19 protein-coding genes are annotated in these 25,779 nt (G+C 67.7%); 15 read left to right on the forward strand and 4 right to left on the reverse strand.

Annotation, left to right across the window (positions count from 1 at the left end; translation table 11 throughout):
- Positions 1–84: 84 nt before the first annotated feature.
- The 3 genes from AC3QL2_RS10450 (at position 85) to AC3QL2_RS10460 (ending at position 2,666) form a co-directional block, all read left to right on the forward strand.
- Positions 85–990, forward strand: a complete 906-nt coding sequence (locus AC3QL2_RS10450) for a LysR family transcriptional regulator (RefSeq protein ID WP_493234325.1) — start codon at positions 85–87, stop codon at positions 988–990.
- A 109-nt stretch (positions 991–1,099) separates the two neighbouring features.
- Positions 1,100–1,468, forward strand: a complete 369-nt coding sequence (locus tag AC3QL2_RS10455) for an MmcQ/YjbR family DNA-binding protein (protein ID WP_493234326.1) — start codon at positions 1,100–1,102, stop codon at positions 1,466–1,468.
- A 13-nt stretch (positions 1,469–1,481) separates the two neighbouring features.
- The gene (locus AC3QL2_RS10460; RefSeq protein WP_493234327.1) at positions 1,482–2,666 is read left to right on the forward strand and encodes an ATP-grasp domain-containing protein; all 1,185 of its coding nucleotides are present in this window, start codon (positions 1,482–1,484) and stop codon (positions 2,664–2,666) included.
- A gap of 103 nt (positions 2,667–2,769) precedes the next feature.
- Here the strand turns inward: AC3QL2_RS10460 and AC3QL2_RS10465 are convergent, their stop codons facing one another.
- Positions 2,770–4,512 (reverse strand): alkaline phosphatase family protein, encoded by a 1,743-nt coding sequence (locus AC3QL2_RS10465; protein ID WP_493234328.1) that lies wholly within the window; start codon positions 4,510–4,512, stop codon positions 2,770–2,772.
- Positions 4,513–5,043: 531 nt separating this feature from the next.
- Here AC3QL2_RS10465 and nirB point away from each other — a divergent pair.
- From nirB to AC3QL2_RS10510, 9 genes are all read left to right on the forward strand, one after another.
- Positions 5,044–7,581, forward strand: coding sequence for a nitrite reductase large subunit NirB (nirB, locus tag AC3QL2_RS10470; protein WP_493234329.1), 2,538 nt, complete (start codon positions 5,044–5,046; stop codon positions 7,579–7,581).
- An 11-nt stretch (positions 7,582–7,592) separates the two neighbouring features.
- Entirely contained in the window at positions 7,593–7,931 is a 339-nt protein-coding gene (gene nirD, locus AC3QL2_RS10475) for a nitrite reductase small subunit NirD (RefSeq protein ID WP_493234330.1), read from the forward strand.
- Positions 7,932–7,961: 30 nt separating this feature from the next.
- Positions 7,962–8,774, forward strand: a complete 813-nt coding sequence (locus tag AC3QL2_RS10480; RefSeq protein ID WP_493234331.1) for a formate/nitrite transporter family protein — start codon at positions 7,962–7,964, stop codon at positions 8,772–8,774.
- Positions 8,775–8,802: 28 nt separating this feature from the next.
- Positions 8,803–10,542, forward strand: coding sequence for a bifunctional protein-serine/threonine kinase/phosphatase (locus AC3QL2_RS10485; protein ID WP_493234332.1), 1,740 nt, complete (start codon positions 8,803–8,805; stop codon positions 10,540–10,542).
- Between the two features lie 117 nt (positions 10,543–10,659).
- On the forward strand, positions 10,660–12,267 hold the full coding sequence (locus AC3QL2_RS10490; RefSeq protein WP_493234333.1) for an ATP-binding protein: 1,608 nt from the start codon (positions 10,660–10,662) through the stop codon (positions 12,265–12,267).
- On the forward strand, positions 12,264–12,938 hold the full coding sequence (locus AC3QL2_RS10495; protein WP_493234334.1) for a L,D-transpeptidase family protein: 675 nt from the start codon (positions 12,264–12,266) through the stop codon (positions 12,936–12,938). The genes AC3QL2_RS10490 and AC3QL2_RS10495 overlap by 4 nt, the downstream gene beginning before the upstream one ends.
- A gap of 85 nt (positions 12,939–13,023) precedes the next feature.
- A complete protein-coding gene (locus tag AC3QL2_RS10500) occupies positions 13,024–14,274 on the forward strand; it encodes a nucleoside recognition domain-containing protein (protein ID WP_493234335.1) in 1,251 nt (416 codons plus the stop codon).
- 78 nt (positions 14,275–14,352) lie between these two features.
- Positions 14,353–14,976: a glutathione S-transferase family protein gene (locus AC3QL2_RS10505; protein WP_493234336.1), complete on the forward strand. Its 624-nt coding sequence runs from the start codon at positions 14,353–14,355 to the stop codon at positions 14,974–14,976.
- A 165-nt stretch (positions 14,977–15,141) separates the two neighbouring features.
- A complete protein-coding gene (locus tag AC3QL2_RS10510) occupies positions 15,142–16,101 on the forward strand; it encodes an MBL fold metallo-hydrolase (RefSeq protein ID WP_493234337.1) in 960 nt (319 codons plus the stop codon).
- A 13-nt stretch (positions 16,102–16,114) separates the two neighbouring features.
- On the opposite strand, the gene AC3QL2_RS10515 is transcribed toward AC3QL2_RS10510, so the two are convergent.
- Positions 16,115–16,714, reverse strand: coding sequence for a response regulator transcription factor (locus tag AC3QL2_RS10515; RefSeq protein WP_493234338.1), 600 nt, complete (start codon positions 16,712–16,714; stop codon positions 16,115–16,117).
- A complete protein-coding gene (locus tag AC3QL2_RS10520) occupies positions 16,711–18,849 on the reverse strand; it encodes a sensor histidine kinase (RefSeq protein ID WP_493234339.1) in 2,139 nt (712 codons plus the stop codon). Before AC3QL2_RS10520 ends, AC3QL2_RS10515 begins: the two co-directional genes overlap by 4 nt.
- Before the next feature lie 198 nt (positions 18,850–19,047).
- Between AC3QL2_RS10520 and AC3QL2_RS10525 the strand changes: the two genes are divergently transcribed.
- Positions 19,048–20,406 carry an MFS transporter gene (locus tag AC3QL2_RS10525; protein WP_493234340.1) on the forward strand — a complete coding sequence of 453 codons (1,359 nt, stop codon included), beginning with the start codon at positions 19,048–19,050 and terminating at the stop codon, positions 20,404–20,406.
- Positions 20,407–20,705: 299 nt separating this feature from the next.
- Positions 20,706–22,292 (forward strand): glutamate--cysteine ligase, encoded by a 1,587-nt coding sequence (gene gshA, locus AC3QL2_RS10530; protein WP_493234341.1) that lies wholly within the window; start codon positions 20,706–20,708, stop codon positions 22,290–22,292.
- Between the two features lie 137 nt (positions 22,293–22,429).
- On the opposite strand, the gene AC3QL2_RS10535 is transcribed toward gshA, so the two are convergent.
- Entirely contained in the window at positions 22,430–25,159 is a 2,730-nt protein-coding gene (locus AC3QL2_RS10535) for a M16 family metallopeptidase (RefSeq protein WP_493234342.1), read from the reverse strand.
- 218 nt (positions 25,160–25,377) lie between these two features.
- Here AC3QL2_RS10535 and AC3QL2_RS10540 point away from each other — a divergent pair, with 218 nt between their 5' ends.
- Complete coding sequence (locus AC3QL2_RS10540) at positions 25,378–25,773, forward strand: c-type cytochrome (RefSeq protein ID WP_493234343.1); 396 nt, start codon at positions 25,378–25,380, stop codon at positions 25,771–25,773.
- The last annotated feature ends 6 nt before the right edge of the window (positions 25,774–25,779 follow it).

Genomic DNA, 25,779 nt, shown 5'->3' on the forward strand with positions numbered 1-25,779 from the left:
TGTATGGCCCAGGGATTTGTTGATAAAGTGAGCAAATTAGAAAACATTATCCATGCTCATGGATAATTATTGAGGGCACTCCCGATGGACCAGTTGCTGGCGATTCGCGCTTTTGGCCGGGTGGTCGAGGCAGGCAATTTCACGCGGGCGGCCGATTCGCTCGACATGCCCAACGCGACGATCAGCAAGCTGGTGCAGGAACTGGAAGCCCATCTGGGTGTGAAGCTGCTGCAGCGCACGACCCGGCGCGTCAGCGTGACCCCCGAGGGGCAGGACTATTACGAGAAGACCGCCAGGGTGCTGGCCGATCTCGAGGATATCGACACGAGCTTTGCGGTGGCGCGCAGCAAGCCACGCGGACATTTGCGGATCGATGTCGGTTCTTCAACCGCGAGCGACGTGCTCATTCCCGCACTGCCGGATTTCCTGGAGCGTTATCCCGATATCCGGATCGACCTCGGGGTCTCCGACCGCTCGGTCGATCTGATCAGCGATAGCGTCGATTGCGTCATCCGGGGCGGCCAGCTTGTCGAGTCGTCCCTGGTCGCCAAGGCCATCGGCCATGCCGACATGGTGACCTGTGCGTCACCCGCTTACCTCAAGCGCTATGGCGTTCCGGCCTATCCCGAGGAACTGAAGAACGGACATCGCCTGATTGCCTATGTGTCCACCGCGACAGGCAGGGCGATGCCGTTTCGCTTCGAACGCGATGGGGTGAAATCCGAGATCAAGACCGAGCACTGGGTCGGGATCAACGAAAGCAATGCCCATGTGGCCGCCGGCGAGGCCGGTCTGGGCATCATTCAGACCTTTGCCTACTGCACCCGACAGGCGCTGCAGCGTGGCGAACTGGTCGAAGTGCTGAAAGACTGGCGCCCTTCGAGGTTTCCGTTTCATGCGGTGTATCCGCAGAACCGGCATTTGACGCATCGTCTCCGGGTATTCATCGACTGGCTCGCGGAAACATTTCCGGTGCATCTGAATAAGTAGCCATGGATCAGACGGTAATGCCGATGGGACTAAACTGGCGCCTCCGGGGGCAGGTGTGGAAGATCCGCGATGCCCAGCGCCGATGTCACACCGAAAGAGAGCGCCGCACATGTCGATGACGCCGAACCAGGTTGCCGAGTTCTGCCTGAGCCTGCCGGGTAGCCATGAGTCTCTCAAATGGGGCAGCAACCGGGTTTTTTCGATTGCAGACGAGAAGATGTTCGCCATCCTCAACGCTCCGGCGAAGGGCGTGGAAGGGCTGGCCTTCAAGGTCGACGGTGATCTGTTCCTGGCTTATACCGACCGCCCCGGAATCCGGCCAGCGCCCTACCTGGCCCGTGCGCGCTGGATCGCGATGGACCTGCCCTATCCTCTTGGCGAGGCCGAATTGAAGGCTGCGCTGACGCGTGCCCACCAGTTGGTGGCACTGCGCCTGCCCAAATACCGGCAACCGGAATTTCTCGTTCCGGAAGGCTGACTCCTGTAACGCGATGACCGAATCCCAAATACCTTCAGACCCGATTCAACTCATCGACCCGGATCTTCCGGGGCTTGTTTCGTCGGCGGCACTGGCCACGATGCCACCGACAGCCATTCCAGAGGTGCTGGCGAAGGCACAGACACACCCGGATTGCGCCGATACCTATTTCCAGTGCCATTACGTATTCAACGCCGTCGGCAACGAGCCGTTTGCGCTCGAGATGCAGCGCAAGGCGCTGGAGCACCGATCCTGTTTCCGGGTCGAGCACCCTGCGCAGCCTGCGGTCAGGCTGCTGGCCCTGATGGCGCCTGGCGGGCGAATGGTCAATGCGCCGCTGGAGTTCGTCGTCCGCGGTAGCGATATCCGTCTCGATCAGCTCTTTGTCGTACCGGGCCAACCCGTTCCGACGAGCGCGCCGGACCACGACATCGCCATTCTTGCGTACAGCGATGCCGAGGATGATCAGTCGGTGCTCGCGCTGTTCGAGCGCCTGGCTGCGGACTGGCCGCGGCCGCTGCTCAATCGCCCGGACAGGATGCGACGCTGCGCCCGCGATGTGCTCGGCCGGGGGCTGCGCGACATTGCGGGGCTGTGCGTTCCGCAGGCGCTTCGCGTCTCGAGGGAAGAACTGTCCCGTTCCTTTCCCCTGCCGCTACCCGCCATAGTGCGGCCGGTGGGGGCACATGCGGGTATGGGATTGAGCAGGATTTCCGACCTGGCGGAAGTGCCTGCCTATCTCGACGCGAACCCCGACGCCGCCTTTTTCGTATCCGAGTACATCGACTACCGCAGCCAGGACGGCCATTTCCGGAAACTGCGCGTCGCGCTTATCGATGGCGTGCCCCATGTATGCCACGTTGCCATCGGGGATGACTGGATCGTCCACTACAACACCGCCGGCATGGATCAGGCGGCCTGGAAGCGCGACGAAGAGAAGCAGGTCATGCTGTTTTTCGACGATTCGTTTGCCCACCGCCATCGGGCTGCGTTCACGGCAATTGCGGCCTGGCTGGGGCTCGAATACGTGGTGCTCGATTGTTCGGAATTGCCGGACGGGCGCCTCCTGTTGTTCGAGGCGGATACCGGCGCCTGGATTCATGCCATCGACCCGGTCGATATGTTCCCCTACAAGGGCCAGGTGATGCGGAAAGCCTTTGCGGCATTCCGCGCCATGCTCCTTGCGCGCTGCGCCTGAGCCGCGCGGCATCTTCGGCACACGGAATGGATTCGCCCCCACAGGGCAACCTGCGGGGGCGAATCCATTTACAGCGTCCCCGATGCGCTCAGGGAGAAGCGACTCAGAACAGATTGGGCAGCACCGCCGTCCCTTCGGACTTGACCGAGTTCAGCAGGTTCGGGTCGAGCTTCAGGGCTTTCAGGATGGTCGGCGCAACCTGGGTGGTCAGCACCGACGTGGAGATCGTCTGCTTGGCCAGCGCCGGATGGGAAACGAGCAGCCCGACATTGGTATCGGTCGGCGCGGCACCGCCGTGCTCCGCATCCTTCTTGCCGGACTTGCTGAAGATCACCCCGGAGTTGGGCTGGACCATGATGTCCGGCGTACGGCCGAGGGACGGATCGCCGAAGCGGCCGTCGGCCTTGAGGTCGATGACGCCGCTGCCGCTGTCGGCCCCCGCACAGATGCCGGGATTGACCTGGCCGGCCACGATGATCTTGCTGGTGTCGTCGACGGTCGGGCAGCTGGCGTTGGCCTTGAGCGTGGCCACGACGGCAGCGCGATTGGCGTCGCTCTGGTCGTTCAGCCAGATGAAGCCGACGTCGTCCTCGGTGAATTGGCCCGTGCCGAGCACGTTGCCGGTCACCGGATCGGAAGCGGAGCCGATGTTGCTGTTGGCACCCAGCGTGGCGGCCGTCAGCGTGGAGCCGATGGTGTCGCCGATCTTGCGCAGCTTGGTCCGATCGGCCGGGGTCTGGCCATGCTTGGCGGTGATGATCACCACGGTGGAATTGAGCAGGCTCTTGTTGGCCAGTTCGGTCTTGATCAGGCCGATCTCATTGTCGAGAAACTTGATCGCGTCGGCGGTCAGCGTATTGGGGGTGAAGTTGGCGTCGGTATAGCCGCCGCCCTTGGCGTTGAGCGCCTTCTGGGCAACGCTGAGGGTCTGGTAATTGGTGCCGAAGACGGCGGGCACCGGGATCTTGTTGCTGGGCACGGAACCACCCATTGCGGCGCTCACGACACCGGTGGAGTCCAGGCCATCGATCTGGTTGATGATGATCTGGGTGTGGATGTGGTCGAAGACCTTGGTCTGGGTCGGGGTGTTGGTGAAATCGAACCCGGCGGCGGTGGCCTGGCCCTGGGCGGTATTGAAGTCGGAATTGATCTCGGTGCGCGCCAGGTCATTCACGCCGCTGCCGGACGGGCCATTGACCCAGTCGGTCCCCCAGGCGTGCTTGTCCGCCCAGGCGGTGAACGCCCCTGCCATGTTCTCCCGGACGACTTCGAAGATCGTATTGGTCTTGATGAAATTGTGCGGATAGACCGGTACGCAGGCGCCATTGGCGTTCTTCATGCGCGGAAGCTGCTGCGGGTTGAAATCGCCGCCGCCATCCAGGTGCGCCAGATTGCCCCCGTTGTAACCGTCGATGCCGGCCTGCTCCTGCAGGAAGACTTCCACGCCCTGGCTGCCTGTGCAGTTTGTATCGGTGCCGGAATAGAGGTTGCGATCGTAGATGTCGTCGTAGAACAGGCCGGTCGTCTTGGGGCTGCCGCCGGTAACCAGCGCCGCGAGGCCGGGCACGGAATCGGACAGGCCCGGGGTGTTTGCGCCGGTGTAGGTCACGCCGTTATTGGCCAGGCTGGCGATGTTGGGACAGGTATTGGCGGCGATGCAGTTGGCGATGTCCTGCTGGTGCAGACCGTCGACGCTGATCAGCAGCGCGTGCGAAATCGACTGGCCGGACAGCAGGGACGAAGAAGAAGCGGAGCCGCCGCCGCTGCCGCAGGCAACGAGGGTGGCGGTGCCCGCCGTAACAACGGCACCGATAACAAGCTTGCGAGTGAATGTCGTGGAGTTCATGGCCTATTGAGTACGTCGGGTTGATCGTGCCGGCCATTCTTGAAAATGAAAGTGCAATTAACGTGATGGATATGTTTTTTATTCTTTTAATAAAACTTGCATAAAACTGGCGTCAGGAAACAGACAGCTTGTTGAATCGATGGCGACGCCCGACGGATCGCTGCCATGCGGGGATCGCGTGGCGGGGCTGCTCCAAGAATGGGCTCACGCGCACCAACGAAGTGCATCTCCAGCCGGGTTCACGCCTTCACGCGCCGGAAAAGGCGCCATTTCTGCCAGATTTGCTCCTGGCCCACCTTTTGCTAAGAAGGAACCAGACCCCGGCTGGCAACGTTGCCGAAGGGGATTTTGCCTCCGCCAACGACGGCGGGATTCGAGTGAGCAGGATGCCTCTGTTGGCGCCGCTCGCCAGTTCCAACCCGAGTTTGAGCCGCGTTCCGCGGGGGCCCTTGATGCGCCGTGCCATTCACGTCCGTGAATCGCCGGTGATCCTGCGAGGCTTCCCATGGAGCCGGACTCGCAGGATCGAATATGAAAATCATCGTTGTCGGCCATGGCATGGTGGGTCACAAGTTCCTCGAAGAACTTCACCAACTGGCATCCGTCCCCACTGAAGTCAGCGTCCTCTGCGAGGAGCCCCGTGCGGCTTACGACCGGGTCCATCTGTCCGAATTCTTCGCCGGCAAGAGCGCCGACGAGCTGTCCCTGGTGGCGCCCGGCTTCTTCGACGAGAGCGGCTTTGCGCTGCGCCTGAAAACCCGTGCCAGCGCCATCGACCGCCGCAAGAAGACGGTGACCACCGCCGACGGCGAGGTGCTGTCCTACGACAAGCTGGTGCTGGCCACCGGCTCCGTGCCCTTCGTGCCGCCGCTGCGCGGTGCCGACCGGGCCGACTGCTTCGTCTATCGCACCATCGAAGACCTGGAAGCCATGACCGAGGCCGGCAAGCGCTCGAAGAGCGGCGTGGTGATCGGTGGCGGCCTGCTCGGCCTGGAATGCGCCAAGGCCCTGCGCGACCTGGGCCTGGAAACCCACGTGGTGGAGTTTGCGCCGCGCCTGATGGCGGTGCAGGTGGACGACGACGGCGGCCGCATCCTGCGCAACAAGATCGAGGAGCTGGGCGTGCGCGTGCACACCAGCCGCCACACGACGGAGATCACCGACGGCGCCCGCGCCCGCCACCGCATGGTGTTCGACGACGGCACCTACCTCGAGACCGACATGATCGTGTTCTCCGCCGGCATCCGCCCGCGTGACGAGCTGGCCCGCCAGAACGCGCTGGCCGTCGGCGCCCGCGGCGGCATTGCGGTGGATGACCACTGCCGCACGACCGACCCCGACGTGTATGCCATCGGTGAATGCGCGGCGTGGAAAGACCAGCTGTTCGGCCTCGTCGCCCCCGGCTACGACATGGCCCGCGTGGCGGCCCGCCACATGACCGGCCAGACTGACGCGGCCTTCGCCGGCGCCGACATGAGTACCAAGCTCAAGCTGATGGGCGTGGATGTGGCCAGCATCGGCGACGCGCAAGGGCGCACCACCGGCTGCCGCAGCTTCCGCTACATGGACGAGGTGAAGCAGATCTACAAGAAGATCGTCACCAGCGCCGACGGCAAGCAGCTGATCGGCGCGGTGCTGGTCGGCAACGCCGACGAGTACGGCACGCTGCTGCAGATGGCCCTCAACGGCATCGCGCTGCCGGCCGACCCCGAATTCCTGATCCTGCCGTCCAGCGACGGCAAGGCCAAGCCCGGCCTGGGCGTCGATGCACTGCCCGACAGCGCCCAGATCTGCTCCTGCAACAACGTCAGCAAGGGCCAGATCTGCGCGGCGGTGGCCGACGGCGCTACCACCATCGGCGCGCTGAAGGCCTGCACCAAGGCCGGCGCCACCTGTGGCGGCTGCGTGCCGCTGGTGACGCAGGTGATGAAGGCCGAGATGGGCCGCCTGGGCATGGCGGTGAACAACCACCTCTGCGAGCACTTCTCCTACTCCCGCCAGGAGCTGTTCCACCTCATCAAGGTCGGCCAGATCAAGACCTTCGACGAGCTGCTGGCCAAGCACGGCCAAGGCCTCGGCTGCGACATCTGCAAGCCCGCCGCGGCGAGCATCTTCGCGTCGTGCTGGAACGAGTTCGTGCTGAAGAAGGAGCTGGCCGGCCTGCAGGACAGCAACGACTACTTCCTCGGCAACATCCAGAAGGACGGCACCTACTCGGTGGTGCCGCGCATGGCGGGCGGCGAAGTGACGCCGGACGGCCTGATCGCCGTCGGCCAGGTTGCCAAGAAGTACGGCCTCTACACCAAGGTCACCGGCGGCCAGCGGGTGGACCTGTTCGGCGCCCGCGTCGAGCAGCTGCCGCTGATCTGGGAAGAGCTGATCGCCGCCGGCTTCGAATCCGGCCACGCCTACGGCAAGTCCCTGCGCACCGTGAAGAGCTGCGTCGGCAGCACCTGGTGCCGCTACGGCGTGGATGACAGCGTCGGCCTCGCGGTGGAGCTGGAGAACCGCTACAAGGGCCTGCGCGCGCCGCACAAGATCAAGTTCGGCGTGTCCGGCTGCACGCGGGAATGCGCCGAGGCCCAGGGCAAGGACGTGGGCATCATCGCCACCGAGAAGGGCTGGAACCTCTACGTGTGCGGCAACGGCGGCATGAAACCGCGCCACGCCGAGCTGCTCGCCGCGGACCTGACCAAGGCCCAGCTGGTGCAACTGATCGATCGCTTCCTGATGTTCTACATCCGCACCGCCGACCGCCTGCAGCGCACCAGCACCTGGCGCGACAACCTGGACGGTGGCCTCGACTACCTGAAGGACGTGGTGGTGAACGACAGCCTTGGCCTCGCCGCCGAGCTGGAGGGCCAGATGCAGCACGTGGTGGACACCTACCAGTGCGAGTGGAAGACCGCCGTCACCAACCCCGAGGTGCGCCAGCGCTTCCGTTCCTTCGTCAATAGCGACAAGGCCGACGAGCACATCGTCTTCGTGGAGGAGCGTGGCCAGATCCGCCCCGCCCGCGCCGACGAACGCTCCACCGACGCACTCGACGACAACGCCATTCCCGCCTGAGGAGACCCGACATGAGCATCGCCCCCCTCGTCTGGACCACCGTCTGCAAAGTGGACGAAATCCTGCCCAACACCGGCGTCTGCGCGCTGGTGGAAGACCGCCACGTGGCCGTCTTCCGCGTCGGCCAGTCCGACTTCTACGCCATCGACAACGTGGACCCGAAGTCCGGCGCCAGCGTGCTGTCGCGCGGCCTGCTGGGCAACCTCGGCGAACACGTCGTGGTGGCCTCGCCGCTCTACAAGAACCACTTCGACCTGGCCACCGGCGCCTGCCTGGAAGCGCCCGAGCACTCGGTGCGCGCCCACTCGGTGCGCATCGACGACAAGCGCGTGCTGGTCGCCCTGGGCTGAGCCCCGGCCCCTCTCCGGAAAGGAACTGAAATGGCTTATATCGCTCCCGCCGAGTTCGTCACCAAGATGGTGGACGCCGGCGAATCCAAACTGCTGATGTCCACCCGCGACACCCTGATCCGCGCCTACATGGCCGGCGCGATCCTGGCCCTCGCCGCCGCCTTCGCGGTGACGGTGTCGGTGAACACCGCCAACCCGCTGATCGGCGCGCTGCTGTTCCCGGTCGGCTTCTGCATGCTCTACCTGATGGGCTTCGACCTGCTGACCGGCGTGTTCACGCTGGCCCCGCTGGCGGTGCTCGACAAGCGCGCCGGCGCCACCTGGAGCGGCGTGCTGCGCAACTGGGGCCTGGTGTTCACCGGCAACTTCGCCGGTGCGCTGACGGTGGCGGTCTTCATGGCCATCATCTTCACCAACGGCTTCTCCGAGGCGCCCAACGCCATCGGCCAGAAAATCGGCCACATCGGCGAGGGCCGTACCGTCGGCTACGCTGCCCACGGCGCGGCGGGCATGCTGACGCTGTTCGTGCGCGCGGTGATGTGCAACTGGATGGTGTCCACCGGCGTGGTCGCCGCAATGATGTCCACCAGCGTGTCCGGCAAGGTCATCGGCATGTGGATGCCGATCCTGGTGTTCTTCTACATGGGCTTCGAGCACAGCGTGGTGAACATGTACCTGTTCCCGTCGGGCCTGATGCTGGGTGGCAACTTCACCTTCATGGACTACCTGATCTGGAACGAGATCCCCACCGTGCTCGGCAACGTGGTCGGCGGCCTGACCTTCGTCGGCGCCACGCTGTACTCCACCCACTACAAGACCGCCCCCAAGCGCCGCGCCGCCTGATCGGCCCGGACGCACGGACCGCCGCCCCATGTCGGCAGCCCTGCGCGTGAGTCTCGGCCAGGCTTCCCTGGCCGGGGCCCACGACACCAACCAGGACTTCCACGGCGCCGTGCTGCCCAGGGGCAGCCAGCTCGCCGGCAAGGGCATCGCGCTGGCCATCGCCGACGGCATCAGCTCCAGCCAGGTCAGCCAGGTGGCGAGCCAGACCGCCGTCCGCTCCTTCCTCGAAGACTATTACGCCACCTCCGAAGCCTGGTCGGTACGCCGGGCCGCCGAGCGGGTGCTGAGCGCGGCCAATTCCTGGCTGCACTCCCAGACCATCGCCAGCGACGCCCGCTTCGAGAAGGACCGGGGCTATGTGTGCACCTTCAGCGCGCTGATCCTCAAAGGGCGCGACCTGCACCTGTTCCATGTCGGCGATTCGCGCATCTTCCGCGTGCATGCCCAGGCCCTCGAACAACTCACCGAAGACCACCGGGTCCGGCTGTCGTCCGTCGAATCCTACCTGGGCCGCGCGCTGGGCATCGGCCCGAACATCGAAATCGATTACCGCAGCTGGAAGGCGGAAGCCGGCGAGCTCTACCTGCTCGCCACCGACGGCGCCTATGCCCAGCTCGACGCGGCCACGGTGCACAACGCGCTGCACCGCCACCCGCAAGACCTGGACGCCGCCGCGGCATGGCTGGTGGAGCAGGCCCGCCTGCGCGGCAGCAGCGACGACGCCACGCTGCAGCTGCTGCGCATCGACGCGCTGCCCGACGCCGGCGCGCCGCGTGCCGACCTGCGCCGCGACGGGCTGGCGCTGCCGCCGCCACTGGCGCCACGGATGGCCTTTGAAGGCTTCACCATCGTGCGGGAGCTGCAGGTCAGCGCCCGCAGCCACGTCTTCCTCGCCATCGATGACGCCAGCGGCGCGGCGGTGGTGCTCAAGGCGCCATCCGTCGACCGGCGCGAGGACGCCGCCTACCTGGACAGCTTCGTGCTGGAGGAATGGGTCGCCCGCCGCGTGGACAGCCCCCACGTCATCAAGGCCTGGGCCGGCGAGCGGCCGCGCAGCCACCTCTACGTGGCGATGGAATACATCGACGGCCAGACTCTCGCCCAGTGGATGGTGGACCACCCACAGCCGGCGCTGGACAGCGTGCGCGCCATCGTCACGCAGCTGGGCCAGGGCCTGCAGGCCCTGCACCGGCGCGAGATGGTGCACCAGGACCTGCGCCCCGAGAACGTGATGATCGACTCGCAAGGCACGGTCAAGCTCATCGACCTGGCCACCGTCCACGTTGCCGGCCTGGCCGAGGACCAGCCCGACCGCCACGCCGACGCCGCCCCCGGCACGCTGCAATACCTGGCGCCGGAATGCCTGCTCGGCCACGCCGGCAGCCCGCGCACCGACCTCTACGCCCTCGCCGCGCTCACCTACCGCATGCTCAGCGGCCAGCTCCCCTATGGCCTCGACGCGGCCCGCGTGCGCAACCCGCAGGACCTGCGCCGGCTGCGCTACGTGCCGCTGCGCCACCACCGCCCCGATCTGCCGGCGTGGGTGGACGCGGTGCTGGGCAAGGCGCTGCAAGTCACGCCAGGCAAACGCCAGGAAGTCGTCTCCGAATTCGTCCACGACCTGCACGCCCCCGGCCAGCAGTTCCGCAGCCAGCGGAGCACGCCGCTGATCGAACGCGACCCGGTGCTGTTCTGGAAATGCAGCACCGTGTTGCTGGCCATCGTGGTGATCGTGCTGGTGCTGCGCCAGGCACTGGCGGGGCACTGAACGGCGCGTCCGGGGCGCACCGGCGGTCGGGTGAGCCGCCGTGATGATATGTCTCAAGGAAGCGGAAGCCTGGCTTGCTATAAATTAGGCTCCATCCGATCCACGCCCGCCCGCGCCATGCCTGCCAGCAGCCCGCCTCCCCCACCGGAAAATCCGGCCCCCCCCGCCAGCCGTGTCCCCAGCAGCATCCGGAACCGCAGCTGGTGGCTGCTCCTGCTCGCCGTGTGGTTCGCCGCCACGGCCCTGTCGCTATACACCCATGTGGAGCAGATCAAGCTGCAAACCACGGCTGTAGCCATCGAGGGCGCCCGCAACATGTTCCGCTCGGTGCTGCTGGCCCGGAACTGGAACGCCAGCCACGGCGGCGTCTATGTGCCGGTCACGCCACAGACGCAGCCCAACCCCTACCTTCACGTGCCGAACCGGGACGTGCTGACCACCGACGGGCAGCAGCTGACCCTGGTCAACCCGGCCTACATGACTCGCCTCATCAGCGAGACGGCTGAATCCTCGTCCGGCGCGGTGTTCCGTCTCACCAGCCTCAAGCCGCTGCGCCCCGGCAACGCCCCGGACCCGTGGGAGGCCGAAGCCCTGCGTGCCTTCGAGCACGGCGCGCGAGAGTACATCGGCAACGCCGGCGGGCCGGACGGCCGCATGCTGCGCTTCATGGCGCCCTTGAAGGTCGAGGCGAGCTGCCTGCAGTGCCATGGCAACCAGGGCTACAAGGTCGGCGACGTGCGCGGCGGCCTCAGCGTGTCGCAACGGCAGCAGCCGATAGAGGACGCCGCCGACACCGGCATCCGCGACTCGCTGCTCACCCACAGCGCGGTGTTCCTGTTCGGTACCGCCATCGGCTGGCTCTTGCTGGAGCAGCTGCGACGCCGCTGGCTGGAACTCGACGACAAGGTGCGGGAACTGCAGACCACCCAGGGACAGCTGCTGCAATCCGAAAAGATGGCGGCGATCGGCCAGCTGGCGGCCGGCGTGGCCCACGAAATCAACAATCCGGTCAGCTTCGTCAGCTCCAACATGGGCACGCTGAACCGCTACAGCGCGAGCCTCGTGGACCTGCTGGAACGCTGCCGTCGTGGCGAGACCGGCGAGGCCGACTACGACGCAATCGACTTCGACTACCTGAAGACGGACATTGTCGACCTGATCCGCGAATCCAGCGACGGCCTGACCCGCGTCAAGAAGATCGTCGCCGACCTGAAGGATTTCTCCCACGTGGACCGCGCCGAATGGCAGGACGCGGACCTCAACGCCGGCATCGACAGCACGCTGAACGTCGTCGCCCATGAACTGAAATACCGTGCCGACGTGGTACGGGACTTCGGCGCGCTACCACCGGTGCCGTGCATCGCCGCGCAGATCAACCAGGTGGTGATGAACCTGGTCGTCAACGCCGCCCAGGCCATCGACAAGCACGGCACGATCACGATCCGCACCCACAGCGACCAGGACCACGCCCGCATCGAGATCAGCGACACCGGCAAGGGCATGCCGCCCGACGTGCTGAAACGGATCTTCGAACCCTTCTACACCACCAAACCGGTCGGCAAAGGCACCGGCCTCGGGCTGTCGCTGTCCTACGACATCATCAAGAAGCACGGCGGAAGCATTGACGTGTCCAGCGAGGTCGGCGTCGGCAGCACCTTCGTCGTAAGCTTGCCGCTCAGGAGCCCGCACGTGCAGGGCGATGCCGGCGGGACGATGCAGCCATGATTTCCGACCACTCCACCCAATTGCTGGTGTGCCTTTCCCCAAACTGGGACGCCCCGGCCGGCCACCTGCAGCGCTTCGAACGAGGCGCCGGCGGAGACTGGCAGGCGGTGGGTTCGCCGATCGCGGTAACGCTCGGGCGCAGCGGCATGGCGTGGGGGCGCGGGCTACATCCACCAATGGACGGCACCGGCAAATGCGAAGGCGATGGCCGGGCGCCGGCCGGGGTCTTCGCGATCACCGGGCTTTTCGGGTACGCGGCGGCGGGCGACGGGTGGACGGCGGGCCTGCGCCTGCCCTACTTCGCGGCGCGCCCCGAACTCAAATGCGTCGACGATCCGGCGTCGGCCCATTACAACTGCCTCGTCGATCAATCCGTGGTGGCAGCCGACTGGGCCTCCTGTGAGGACATGCTGCGCCAGGATCGGCGCTATGAAGCCGGCGCCGTCGTCGCCCACAACGCCGCGCCGCCGCTGCCGGGAGCGGGCTCGTGCATCTTCCTGCACGTGTGGGAAACACCGGACACGCCGACAGCGGGCTGCACCGCGATGAGCCTGGCCGGCATGCAGACCGTAGCCAGTTGGCTGGACGGCGCCCGCCAGCCGCTGCTGGTGCAGCTGCCGGACGCGGAGTTCGCCCGCAACCAGCACGCCTGGGGCCTGCCCCGGCGGTGACAGGCGCCGGCACCGTCGATAGACTGCCGGCATTTCAACCCTTCCCCGCCCGCGCCCCGCAAGGCGCCGGGCCGCTCCCGTCATCGTGCTCAACCGGATCTGGGTCGCGTTTGTCCTCGTCGGTTTCGTCGCGGCCCTGGTCCAGACCGTCCAGGGCGATCTCGACATCTTCTCGCGCCTCTTGACCGGCCTGTTCGACACCGCCAAGAGCGGCTTCGAGATCGCCCTCGGCCTCGCCGGTGTCATGAGCCTGTGGCTGGGCGTGATGAAGATCGGCGAGAAAGGCGGCCTGATCCAGCTCTTCGGGCGGCTCGTCGCGCCCTTCTTTCGCCGCGTCTTTCCGGACATTCCGCCGGGCCATCCGGCCAGCGGCAGCATCGTCATGAACTTCAGCGCCAACCTGCTCGGGCTGGACAACGCCGCCACGCCGCTGGGCCTCAAGGCGATGCAGGAGCTGCAGGAGATCAACCCACGCAAGGACACCGCCAGCAACCCGATGATCATGTTCCTGGTGCTCAACACGGCGGGCATCACGCTGATCCCCACGTCGGTGATCGCGATCCGCCAGAGCATGGCCGTGCAGCAGGGGCTGACCCATTTCAACGCGGCGGACATCTTCCTGCCGACGCTACTGAGCACCTTCATCTCCTTCTGCGCCGGCCTGGTCGCGGTGGCCGCCTGGCAGCGCATCAACCTGTTGTCCGCCCCGCTACTGGCCTTCTTCGCCGGCTTCGGGCTGCTGATGGGCGGGCTCTACGCATGGCTCGCGCCACTGCCGCCGGCCGACATGGCGCAGATGATCGGCCTGCTCGGCAGCGGCATCATCGTCTCGCTGATCGTACTGTTCGTCGGCGTCGCCGCGTGGCGCGGCGTGGACGTGTATGAATCCTTCGTGGAGGGCGCCAAGGAAGGCTTCGGCGTCGCGGTGCAGATCATTCCCTACCTGATCGCCATGCTGGTGGCGATCTCGATCTTCCGCACCAGCGGCTGCATGGGTTACCTGATCGACGGCATCCGCCACGTGGTGGTGGCCCTCGGCATCAACGCCGACTTCGTGCCGGCGCTGCCCGTCGGCCTGATGAAGACCCTCAGCGGCAGCGGCGCCCGCGGGCTGATGGTGGACGTCATGACGACCTACGGCGTCGACTCCTTCCAGGGCCGCCTCGCCGCCATCATCCAGGGCTCGACCGAAACCACCTTCTACGTGCTGGCGGTCTATTTCGGCAGCGTCAACATCACCCGCACCCGCTACGCCGTCGCCTGCGGCCTGATCGCCGACGCCGTCGGGCTGGTCGGGGCGATCATCGTGGGTTACCTGTTCTATCACGGCGGGTGACGCGGGGCCGATTCGCGATTGCGGCGCGCCGCCGAATCATTCAGCATCTCCCCTCCCCCATCAAGCCGAGGAAATGCGATGAGCCACGCCGCTTCGATCACCCTCTACGGAACCCCGCCGTCGGGCCATGCCCACCGAGTGGAGGTTTTCCTGACCCTGCTGGGCCTGCCTTACACCTATGTGACGGCGACGGCCGATGTGCGCAAGACGCCGGAATTCCTGGCGTTGAATCCGCTGGGGCAGATCCCGGTGCTGGTGGATGGCAACGCGGTGATCTGCGACAGCACCGCGATCCTCATCTACCTGGCGGAGAAATACGCGCCGGACAGCCCGTGGCTACCGCGTGATCCGCTGACCCGCGCCGAGGTGCAGCGCTGGCTGTCGATCGCCTCCGCCGAGGTCCGCTTCGGCCCGGCCATCGCGCGGGCGGTGAGCCAGTGGAAGCTGCCCGGTGATCTGGCCGCCGCGCAGGCCATCGCCGCGCGCCTGCTCAACTTCATGGAAGCCCACCTGGCGGAGCGCCGTTTCCTCGCCGCGGACCACCCGACGCTGGCCGATCTGGCTTGCCACGCCTACATCGCCCACGCGCCGGAGGGCGGCATCAGCCTCGCCCCCTACCCCCACATCCAGGCCTGGCTGGCGCGCGTGGCGGCGATTCCCGGCTTCCGCGACATGGACCCACTGCCCATCCCACATGGCTGACGTCCGGCCGGCGACTGGACAGGCCGCCGCTGCAAACCCAGCAGCGCAGCGCGAAGTGCAGCAGCCAGCCGCCGGCACCGGGCATCTTTCCCAATTGAATCAAACACATCCAAATGGCATGGATGGTGCTATAAATTCAGGATGATCCCGACGTTCACGCACACCATGCACACAAGCTCCCCGCTGCGCGCCGCCCACCGGCGGCTTGGCCAGGCCCTCGCCGGCGCCCTGCTGGCGCTGGCCGCCTGCTCCGCGCTGGCCCAGACCGCGCCCGCTGCACCGGCCCGCGGCCCGGATTTCTCGAAGGTCGAAATCAAGACCACGCGGCTCGCCGACAACCTGTACACCCTGGAAGGCCAGGGCGGCACGATCACCGTGCTCACCGGTCCAGAAGGGGTGCTGGTGGTGGACGCCCAGTTCGCGCCACTGACACCGAAACTCGTCGACGCCATCCGCAAGCTCACCGACAAGCCGCTGCGCTTCCTCATCAACACCCACGTGCATCCCGATCACGTCGGCGGCAACGAGAACTTCGCCAGGCTGGGCGTCACCATCTTCAGCCGCGACCAGCTGCGCGACCGCCTGATCCACCCCGCCCCGGCGGCGGACGGCAGCCCCGGCGTGCCGGCGCCGGCCGGCGCGCTGCCGGTGATCACCTACGACGGTCCGGTCACGATCCATCTCAACGGCGAGGAGATCCGCCTGATCCCGATCCGCCGCGCCCACACCGACGGCGACACGCTGGTGCAGTTCGTGCACCACGACGTGCTGGCGATCGGCGACTACTTCCGCACCACCGGCTATCCCCTCGCCGACCTCAACAACGGCGGCTCCCTCAAGGGCCTGCTCGACGGCCTGGGGCAAACCATCGGGCTGAGCGGCAAGGCCACCCGTGTCGTGCCGGGTCACGGCCCGATCAGCGACCGCAACGGCCTGATCGCCCAGCGCGATCTGCTGGAGGCGGTGCGCGACAAGCTCGCCCCGGCGGTGGCCGCCGGCCGCAGCCTGGACGAGGTGCTGGCCAGCCGCCCCACCGCCGAGTTCGACGCCCAGGTGCCCCAGGGGCCGCAGACCGCCGAACGCTTCGTGAAGTGGCTATATACCGAGCTCAAGGCCGGCCGCTGACGCCCTGACGCCGTCAAGCCAACCACGGATGGGACGCCAGCCAGCGTCCCAGTTCGTTGTCGTTGGCCATCTGCAGCTTGGCGAAGAGGTTGGCGCGGTGGGTTTCCACCGAGCGCGGGCTGCATGGCGGCACCAGCAGGCGGGCGATTTCCTTGTTGGGCTGGCCGACGCCGACCAGGCGGGCGACCTCCCGCTCCCGTGGGGTCAGCTCGGCCCACAAGCGCAGCGCGGTACTGCGGGCCCGCGCTTCGGCCATTGCGGCGGGCAGTTTCTGCAGCAGTTGCTGGGTGTCCGGCTTGACGACCCAGTCGTAGGCGCCGTTGCGCATGGCCTCCAGCGCGGTGGGAATGTCCCCGTGGCCGGACAGGAACAGCGTCACCAGGGGGCTGTGGCCGAAGCGCAGGCGCTCCAGCACCTCCAGGCCGCTGATGCCGCCCATGCGCAGGTCGAGAATGACGCAACCGGGCTGGCGCATGTCCACCGCGTCCAGGAAGGCCTCGCCGGACTCAAACGCCTGCACCGCCAACCCCTGGGAGAACAGCAACATCAGCAGCGAGCGGCGCAGGGCCTCGTCGTCGTCCACCACGTAGAGGGTCAGCGGCGTGTCTTTCATGGGCTTGTCGGCAAGGTGAAGGTGAAGGCGGCCCCGCCGCCGGGACGGTTGGCCACCGCCAGATGGCCGCCGTGGGCCTCGACGATGGTGCGGCAGATGTTGAGGCCCAGCCCCAGCCCTTCGGACTTGGTGCTGAAGAACGCAGAAAAGACCTGCTCCAGCTGCTCGGCCGGGATGCCCGGGCCGTTGTCGGCCACCGTCACCTCGACGGCCGGCCCGGCCTGGCGGGCGGTCAACTCGATGCGGCGCCGCGCCGGCGGCGTATCGTGCATGGCCTGCACGGCGTTCTGGACGAGGTTGACCAGCACCTGTTCCAGCAGCACGCGATCGCCGCGCACCGGCGGCAGGCCGTCCGCCAGCACGCTGCGCACCGCCACGTGGCCGCGCTGCAGCTCGGGCTGCAGCAGTGCCAGCGAGTGGGCGATCACGCCGTCGATGGCCAGCCCCGCGTAGCTCCCCCGCTGGGGATTGATGAAGGCGCGTACGCGCTTGACGATCTCGCTGGCCCGCGTGGCCTGCTCGACGATCTCGTCGAGGGCCGTGACCAGCATGTCCTGCGGGCAGTGGCCGATCATCGCGCGGGCGGCGACGGCAAAGTTCGACAGCGCCATCAGCGGCTGGTTGAGCTCGTGGGCCAGCGTGGACGCCATCTCGCCGACACTGGCGAGGCGCGCGCTGCGCTGCAGTTGGCGCTCCTGCTCGCGCTGGCGGGCCTCGGCGTGCTTCTGGGCGGTGATGTCCACCACCGAGCTCATCCAACCCTGGTGTTCGCCCTCGGCGTCGATCAGCGGCGCGGTGTAGACCATGGTGACCACGTCGTGGCCGTCCCGGTGGCGGATGCGCGACTCGAAGCCGTGCGGCGCGGCGCGGCCCTGCAGCGCGTCGTCGCTTTCACGCATGTGCTTGTCCAGGTCGTCCGGGTGCCAGTAGGGATAAGGCGGCATGCAGCCGAGCAGTTCTTCCTGGCTGTAGCCGACCATCTCGCACAGGGCCGGGTTCACGTAGATGATGCGGCCCTGCGGGTCGCGGGCGCGCATGCCGATCAGCAGGGAATCCTCCATCGCCTTGCGGAAGGCGTGGGCTTCCTGCAGGTCGTGGGTGCGCTCCTGCACGCGGCGTTCGAGTTCGAGGCGGGCCTGGCGCTGCTCGATGTAGCGCTTCTCGCGCAGGCGCCAGTACAGCACGCCGAGCAGCAGCACGGCGGCCGCCAGCGTGGCGAGGGCCAGGGCTTCCTGGCGGGCCTGGCGGACCTCCAGCAGATCGCTGGTGACGGTCAGCGTCCAGCCCAGCTCCGGCAACGTCGTCTGCACCGCGAGATAGTCCTTGCGGCGGCTCTGCAGGCTGGCCTGCAAGGTGAAGCCGCCGTCGTCGCCGTTGCTGTCGAGCTGCCAGGGCAGGCGCTCGTAGTTCTCCCGCGCGCCGTACTGGCCGTGCTGGCGCAGCCAGTCCAGATCGGCGCGCTCCAGCGGCCGGTCGCTGTGGTACAGCCATTCCGGCACCGAGCTCAGGAAGACGATACCGCGGCTGTCCTGCAGCACCACCGGATCGACGCTGCGCGACCAGGTCTGCTCCAGCCTCTCCAGCCCCAGCTTGACCACAGCCACGCCGACGATGGCCGCCCCGCTGCGCACCGGCTCGGCGATGAACAGGCCGGGCTGGCCGGTGGTCAGGCCGAGGCCATAGAACAGCCCGCGCCGCCCCTGCAGCGCATCCTCGAAATACGGGCGCTGGCGGTAGGACTGGCCAACGAAGCTCATCGCCGTGCCCCAATTGCTGGCCGCCAGCGTCTGCCCCTGGGCATCGACGACGAACAGCGCAGCGGCGCCGGTGCGCTGCTGCAGGTCGGCCAGGTAGCGATTGACCCGGTCCGGCAGCGCCGGGTCGGCCGGGTGCAGCAGCAGGCCCAGCACGTCCGGATGGCGGGCCGCCACGTAGGGCAGGTAGTCGTGCTTTTCGACGATGCCGCGCAGGCCCAGCGCATGCGCGGCGGCGGCCTGGCGCAGCGTGGCGGCCTTGAGCTGGAACTCGCGGTTCTCCGCCCAGCGCCCCACCGCCACGATCAGCAGCAGCGCGGCCAGGGCGGCGAGGCCCCAGCGCCAGTGGCGCAGGAAGGAAAAACGGGCGGGCGGCGTCATCGGCGAAACGGCATTGAGGATGCGTCAACGATAGCGCGTCCGCCGCCCGCCACGGGGCTGGCGGCGGCGCCCTGCGTAGTTTTACGCAGAGGCCGGAGGTTGATGCTGCGGATGTGCCCGCCCCGCCGCCTGCGGATACTGGCCCCATAACGCGAACCTCCATCCGGGGGGCAGACGCGGTTCCACAGGAGACAAGACATGAGCACTGGTACGGCAGATCTGGCCCTGGAGCGCCCGCTGGCGGCGACCCGCGGCGAGCGCATCAGCGGGCAACGCCTGCGCGCGATCATCGTCGGCTCGGCGGGCAACCTGGTCGAGTGGTTCGACTTCTATTGCTACGCGGCCTTCGCCCTCTATTTCGCCAATTCCTTCTTCCCGGCCCAGGACCCCACCGCGCAGATGATGTCCACCGCCGGCATCTTCGCGCTGGGCTTCTTCGTGCGCCCGCTCGGCGGCGTGCTGTTCGGCCACATCGGCGACCGCCACGGCCGCAAGGTGGCGCTGATGCTGTCGGTGCTGCTGATGTGCTTCGGCTCCCTGCTGATCGCCTGTGCGCCCACCTACGCCACCGCCGGCATCCTGTCGCCGATCCTGCTGCTGCTCGCCCGCCTGCTGCAGGGCCTCAGCCTCGGCGGCGAATACGGCGCCAGCGCCACCTACCTGTCGGAGATGGCCGACTCGCGCCATCGCGGCTTCTACGCCAGCTTCCAGTACGTGACGCTGATCGGCGGCCAGCTGCTGGCCCTGCTGTTGCTCCTCGTGCTGCAGAACTTCCTGCTCGACGCCGAGCAACTGCGCGCCTGGGGCTGGCGCATCCCCTTCGTCGTCGGCGCCTGTCTGGCCCTGCTGGCCCTGCGCATGCGCCACGACCTGCCGGAGACCCAATCCTTCGAGAACGCCCGCAAGCAGGCCTCGCCGATGGGTGGCCTCAAGCAGCTCGCCCAGCACCCCCGCGAAGTGCTGCTGGTGGTCGGCCTGACCATGGGCGGCACGCTGGCCTTCTACGTCTATACGACCTACATGCAGAAGTTCCTGCGCCTGTCGGTGGGCCTCACCGACGCGCAGACCACCGCCGTGTCGGCAGCCTCGCTGATCTTCGCGATGTGTCTGCAGCCGCTCTACGGCGCGCTGTCCGACCGCATCGGCCGGCGCCCGCTGCTGGTTGGCTTCGCCCTGCTCGGCACCCTCTTCACCGTGCCGCTACTGACCGCCATCCGCCACGCCAGCGGCCCGTGGGAAGCCTTCGGCCTGATCGCCTGTGCCTGGCTCATCGTGTCCGGCTACACCTCCATCAACGCGCTGGTGAAGGCCGAGATGTTCCCGGCGTCGATCCGCGCCACCGGCGTCGGCGTGCCCTACGCCTTCGCGGTGTCGGTGTTCGGCGGCACCTCGGAATACATCGCCCTGTGGTTCAAGCAGTCCGGCCTCGAAAGCGGCTTCTACTGGTACGCCACCGCGGTGATCGGGTGCACGCTGCTGGTGTGCTGGTTCATGCGCGACACCCGCGCCAGCTCGCAGATCGAAGCGGAAGCCCAACTGCAGCTCGCCGAAGCCTGATCCCTGACGCGGATGCCCCGGCATCCGCATCTCCTCAGCCTCCCCGCCGTCCCCGGCGCGGAGGCTTTTTTTTGCGTCACGACACCCCTTGCGCCGGGAACCAACGCGGCGCCCGGCTATCCCACTGCGGGAACCCCCAGTCCCCAGCTCCGTATAGAGCGCGCACAATAAGCGTGCATGCACCGCCATTACTTCATAATGCCGCCCGATACTGGAGGATGAAGCCGCGCCGGGTCAGCCCCCTTGCGACCCGGCCGCCCCATCCGCCCCGACTGAATCTGCCCCTAGGAATCCGACTTTTGAGCGATCCCCTGTTGCGCCGCCTGGCCCTCTTCGACCGTGCCGACCAGCACGATCTGCTGCGTCACTGCCGACACGGCGTGGAGAGGGAGAGCCTGCGCGTCGATCCCGCCGGCGACCTGGCGCTGACGCCCCACCCGCCGGCCCTCGGCTCGGCGCTGACCCACACCCAGATCACCACCGACTACTCCGAAGCGCTGCTGGAGTTCATCACCGACGCCCGCGAAGACGCCGCCGACACGCTGGACGAGCTGGACGGCATCCATCGCTTCGTCCAGGCCCACCTCGGCGAAGAGCGGCTGTGGCCCAACTCAATGCCGTGCCGGCTGCCGGACGAGGCCACCATCCCCATCGCCGAGTACGGCAACAGCCACGTCGGCCGCCTCAAGCACGTCTATCGCAAGGGCCTGGCGGTGCGCTACGGCAAGACGATGCAGTGCATCGCCGGCATCCACTACAACTTCTCGCTGCCCGAAGCCCTGTGGCCGCTGCTGCAGAAAGAGGAAGGCGACACGCGCCCGGCGCAGGACTGGCAATCGGCCTGTTACATCGCGCTGATCCGCAACTTCCGCCGCTACAGCTGGCTGCTGCCTTACCTGTTCGGTGCCTCGCCGGCGGTGGGCGCCAGCTTCTTCCGCGGCCAGCCGCACCGCCTCGACACGCTGGACGCCGAAACCCTGTACCTGCCGTGGGCGACCAGCCTGCGCATGAGCGACCTCGGCTACCAGAGCGAGGCCCAGGCCAGTCTGACACCCTGCTACGACAGCCTGGACAGCTACCTGGACAGCCTGCTCCGCGCCGTGTCCACGCCTTACGCACCCTACGCGGCGATCGGCACACAGCGGGACGGCGAGTGGGTGCAGCTCAACACCAACGTGCTGCAGATCGAGAACGAGTACTACTCGACGATCCGCCCCAAACGCGTGATCAACAGCGGCGAACGGCCCTTGCAGGCGCTGGGCGCCCGCGGCGTGCAGTACGTGGAAGTGCGCTGCCTGGACCTCAACCCTTTCCTGCCGCTGGGCATCGACCTCACCGAGACGCGCTTCCTCGACGCCTTCCTGCTGTTCTGCGCGCTGGAGGACGGCCCCGGCCTGATCTCCGGCGAATGCGGCGAATGCACCGGCAACTTCGCGCGCAGCGTCAATGAAGGCCGCAAGCCGGGCCTGCAGTTGAACCGCCACGGCAAGCCGATCGGCCTGCAGGCGTGGGGGCTGGAACTGCTCGAACGCATCGGCGCCTGTGCCGACCGCCTCGACGCCGCCTTCGGCCACGACCAGCACCGCTGCGCACTGGACGCCCAGCGGGCCAAACTGGAAGACGTGTCGCTGACCCCGTCCGCGCAAGTGCTGAAGAGCCTGCAGGACGACAAGCTGAGCCTGTTCGCCTTCGGCCGCCGCCAGGCTGAGCGCCACGCCGAATGGTTCCGCCAGCACCCGCTGGACGCCGCCACGGAAGCCCACTTCGAGCAGGCCGCCCGCGATTCCCTGGCCGCCCAGGCCAGGCTGGAAGCGGAGCAACAAGGCAGCTTCGAGGACTACATGGCGCACTACCTGGCCGCCGTCCACGCCGAACCCGCGACTTAAAACCCCTCAAGGAAACGCCAGGCGCCCCAGGACTCCTGCTCCCGCGGAGGCCGGGCTGGGCTCACAGCCCGGCCCTGGAGGCGCTCAGGACGAGCTGCGGCCCCGGCCGCCGGCTCAATAAGCCGGCTACGGCATGCCTACTCGCCGCGGCCGACGGACCACACCAGCGGCGCGCCCTGCAGGTACTTGCGGAACACCGCGGTCACGTCGGCGGCGCTGAGGCGGGAAATCTGTTCGTCGTACTGGGCGATCCACGCGTAGTCGTGGCCGTTTTCCAGGCCGGCGGACAGCACGCCGACAAAGCCCTTCTCGCTGCGCAGCCCGGTCTTGCGCTCCTCCAGCCAGGTGCGCTTGGCGCGTTCCACTTCCTGCTCGCTGAAACCATCCTTCAGGGCACGGGCCAGTTCGGCCTGCAGGCTGGCCCGCGCGGCCTCCGCCTGCGGGCTGGCCGCCGATGCCTGCAGCCGGAAGCTGCTGCGCGGGTCGAAGCTGCGCCCACCGAGGCTGACGCCGGCCCCGTAGGCCAGGCCTTCCTTCTCCCGCAGGCGCTGCCAGATGCGGCTGTCCGCGTCGCCGCCGAGCACCTTGGCGGCAATGCGCAGGGCCGGGAAATCCGGCGAATCGTCGGTGATCGGCAGCAGGGCCTGGCCGACCACCGAGGCGTTCGGCTTGGCCGGCATGCTCACCACGATGGGCGCCGTATCGACGGCGGACGGCGCCGCCTCCTCGCGGATGCGTTCGTAGGGCACGGGAGATTTCGGCAGCCTGGCGACCTTGTCCCACACGCCCTGCACGTCGGCCGGCGTGAAGTCGCCCACCGCCGCCAGGCGCAGCCGGCCGATGCCGTGCAGGTCGGCGACGCACTGGTGGGCCTGCTCGTAGGTGGCGGCCCGCACCGCGGCCAGCTGGCGTTCCAGCGACCAGGGCTGGTTGGGATGCTCGTCCGGGTAATTGTCGAAACGCAGCGCGGCCTGGCTGGAAGCCACGGAGGCCGGGTCCTTCAGCGCGGCTTCGAGGCGGGCGATGGAGGCCGCCTTCATGCGCTCGAACTCGTTCTGCGGCAGGCTCGGCTTGGCCCACACCGACAGCAGGATGTCGAGGGCCGCCTCGGCGTTCTTGCGCGGCACTTCCAGCGTGATCTCGCCAAGGCTCAGGGACCACTGGGCCTGCAGGGCTTCGAGCCTGGAGTCGAGCTGGTCCCGGTCGAGGCCGGCGCCGCCGTAGGCCAGCAGGCTGCTGCCGAAGTTGCACGCAACGCGACGGCCGGTGAAGGCCTGGGTGTTGCCATAGTCGTTGTTGAGGCTGATCCAGGCCAACGCGCCCTGGGTCTTGCGCGGGATCAGCACGGCCTTGGCCGTCTCGCCGGGCAGCGGCACCAGCACGCTGGCCTTGGCGAGTTCCGCCGCGCTGGCGGGGATCGGGTCGCTGGCCTGGGCCAGTGCCGGCCAGCTGCCGCCGGCGACCAGTTCCTGCGCCGCCGGCGCGGCAGTCCACGCCGGCACCTCCGGCTGGTCGCCGTGGCGCAGCAGCACATCGGCCCGGTTGGTCGGTACCACCCACTTGCGCAGCGCCGCGTTCACCTCGTCCAGCGTCACGTCGCGGGCCCTGTCCCGCTGCCAGAAGAACAGCCGCCAGTCGCCGGCCACCTCGGCGCGGGACAGCAGGCTGGCCACGCTCTCGTGGTTGCTGGCAAGGCGCTCGTAGCCGTTCAGCTCCGCCTGGCGGGCGCGCTCCAGTTGCTCCTGGCTGATGCCCTGGCGCGCCGCCGTCTCCAGGTGCTCGCGCAGCGCGCGGCCAAGGGCTTCGGCATCGGCGTCCTTGCCCGCCGAGGCGCTGCCGACCAGCAGGCTGTAATCGGGCTGGATCTGGGTGCGGCACTGGGCCGACACCGCCAGCTTGCGCTCCAGCACCAGATCCTTGCGCAGGCTGCCCCAGTCCTGCGCGCAGATGGCGCTGACGCCGAGGTCGAAGGCATACACGCTGCGGTCGCGCATGCCCGGCAGCTTCCAGCCGCTGGCGGCGATGGTGGTGCCGGCCGGCAGGAACAACTCGCTGCGGTTGATGACGGCGCGCGGCTCCTCGCGCGTCCACGTGGCGGGCTTCGGCTCGGCCGGGTTGCGCGCCTCGGCGAACAGGCGGCTGGCCAGCGCCAGCACGCGCTTCGTGTCGAAGTTGCCGGTGACGATCAGCGCCGCGTTGTCCGGGCGGTAATGCTTGCGGTGGAAGGCCTGCAGCGCCTCGAAGGGCGCATCCTCGATGTCGCTGCGCGCGCCGATGGTCGGCCGCCCGTAGCCGTGCCAGAAATAGGATTGGCGCTGCAGCGCGCGCATCACCACGCTGCCCGGATCGGTGTCGTTGCGCTCCAGCTCGTTACGCACCACCGTCATCTCGCTGGCCAGGTGGGCCTTGGTGAAGCTGGCGCGGATGAAGCGGTCCGCCTCCAGGCGCAGCACCTCGTCCACCTTCTCCGGCTCGGCGGCCACCACCTCGAAATAGTTGGTGCGGTCGGTGGACGTCGTGCCGTTCCACGTCGCCCCCAGCGCGGTCAGGTCCCGCTTCAGGTCGGCGCGCGGGCCGGCGCTCTTGAACAGCATGTGCTCCAGCAGATGCGCCATGCCGGTCTCGCCATAGCCCTCCTGCTTGCTGCCGGTCTTCACCAGCAGCTCGACCCGCACGCTCGCCGCCGACGGAAACGGCGCCAGGATGATCTTGAAGCCATTGGCCAGCCGGTACGACGCAAACCCGCCCGCCTCGGCCTCCACCTTGGGCAAGGCCGCCTCGGTTTTCCCCGCGGCCTCCGCAGCGGGCATCAGCATCTGTACGGCAAGAAACACGGCCAGGGGCAGGCGACGGGGGATCAGGGACATGATGGCGCGGGGCCCGGTGGGCGCGATGCAGGGGCGCTGATGATAACGCGCGGGGCTGGGGCGAACCTTGCGCGGAGAGGGCAGTGCTTATGCGAATTTCTGCGATCTTTAGAGCGAACGCGCTCCCTGAAGACAAGCCCGCCACGGGAGCCGGGAATAAATCCGGCCCTCACCCGGTATTGCAATGCAGGAGATCCCGTTCGAGAAAGGAGCACCCCATGGGACGCGGCATTCTGCAATTCCCTGTCGTCCTGCGCGCCAGCGTGGCCGGGCTGGGCCTGCTGGGGCTGGGCGCGGCCCTGGCCGCCGGCGACGCCGAGCGGGGCCAGGCGCTGTACAGGGAGCGCTGCTCGGCCTGCCATTCGATCCGCTACAACGGCCAGGGGCCGGCCCACGCCGGCGTGGTGGGGCGCGCCATCGGGCGGGCGCCGGGCTTCGACTATTCCCCGGCGCTGCGCAACGCCCAGGGCGTATGGACCGAAGAGAACCTGGACCGCTGGCTCACCGATCCGGAGCGCTTCCTGCCCGGCCAGCGGATGAACGTGAGCGTCGAGGACGCCCGCGACCGGGCCGATCTCATCGAATTCCTCAAAAGCCAGGGCAAGCGGGAATAAACCGCG

Source organism: Zoogloea sp. GW822-FHT05C07, assembly GCF_058800215.1.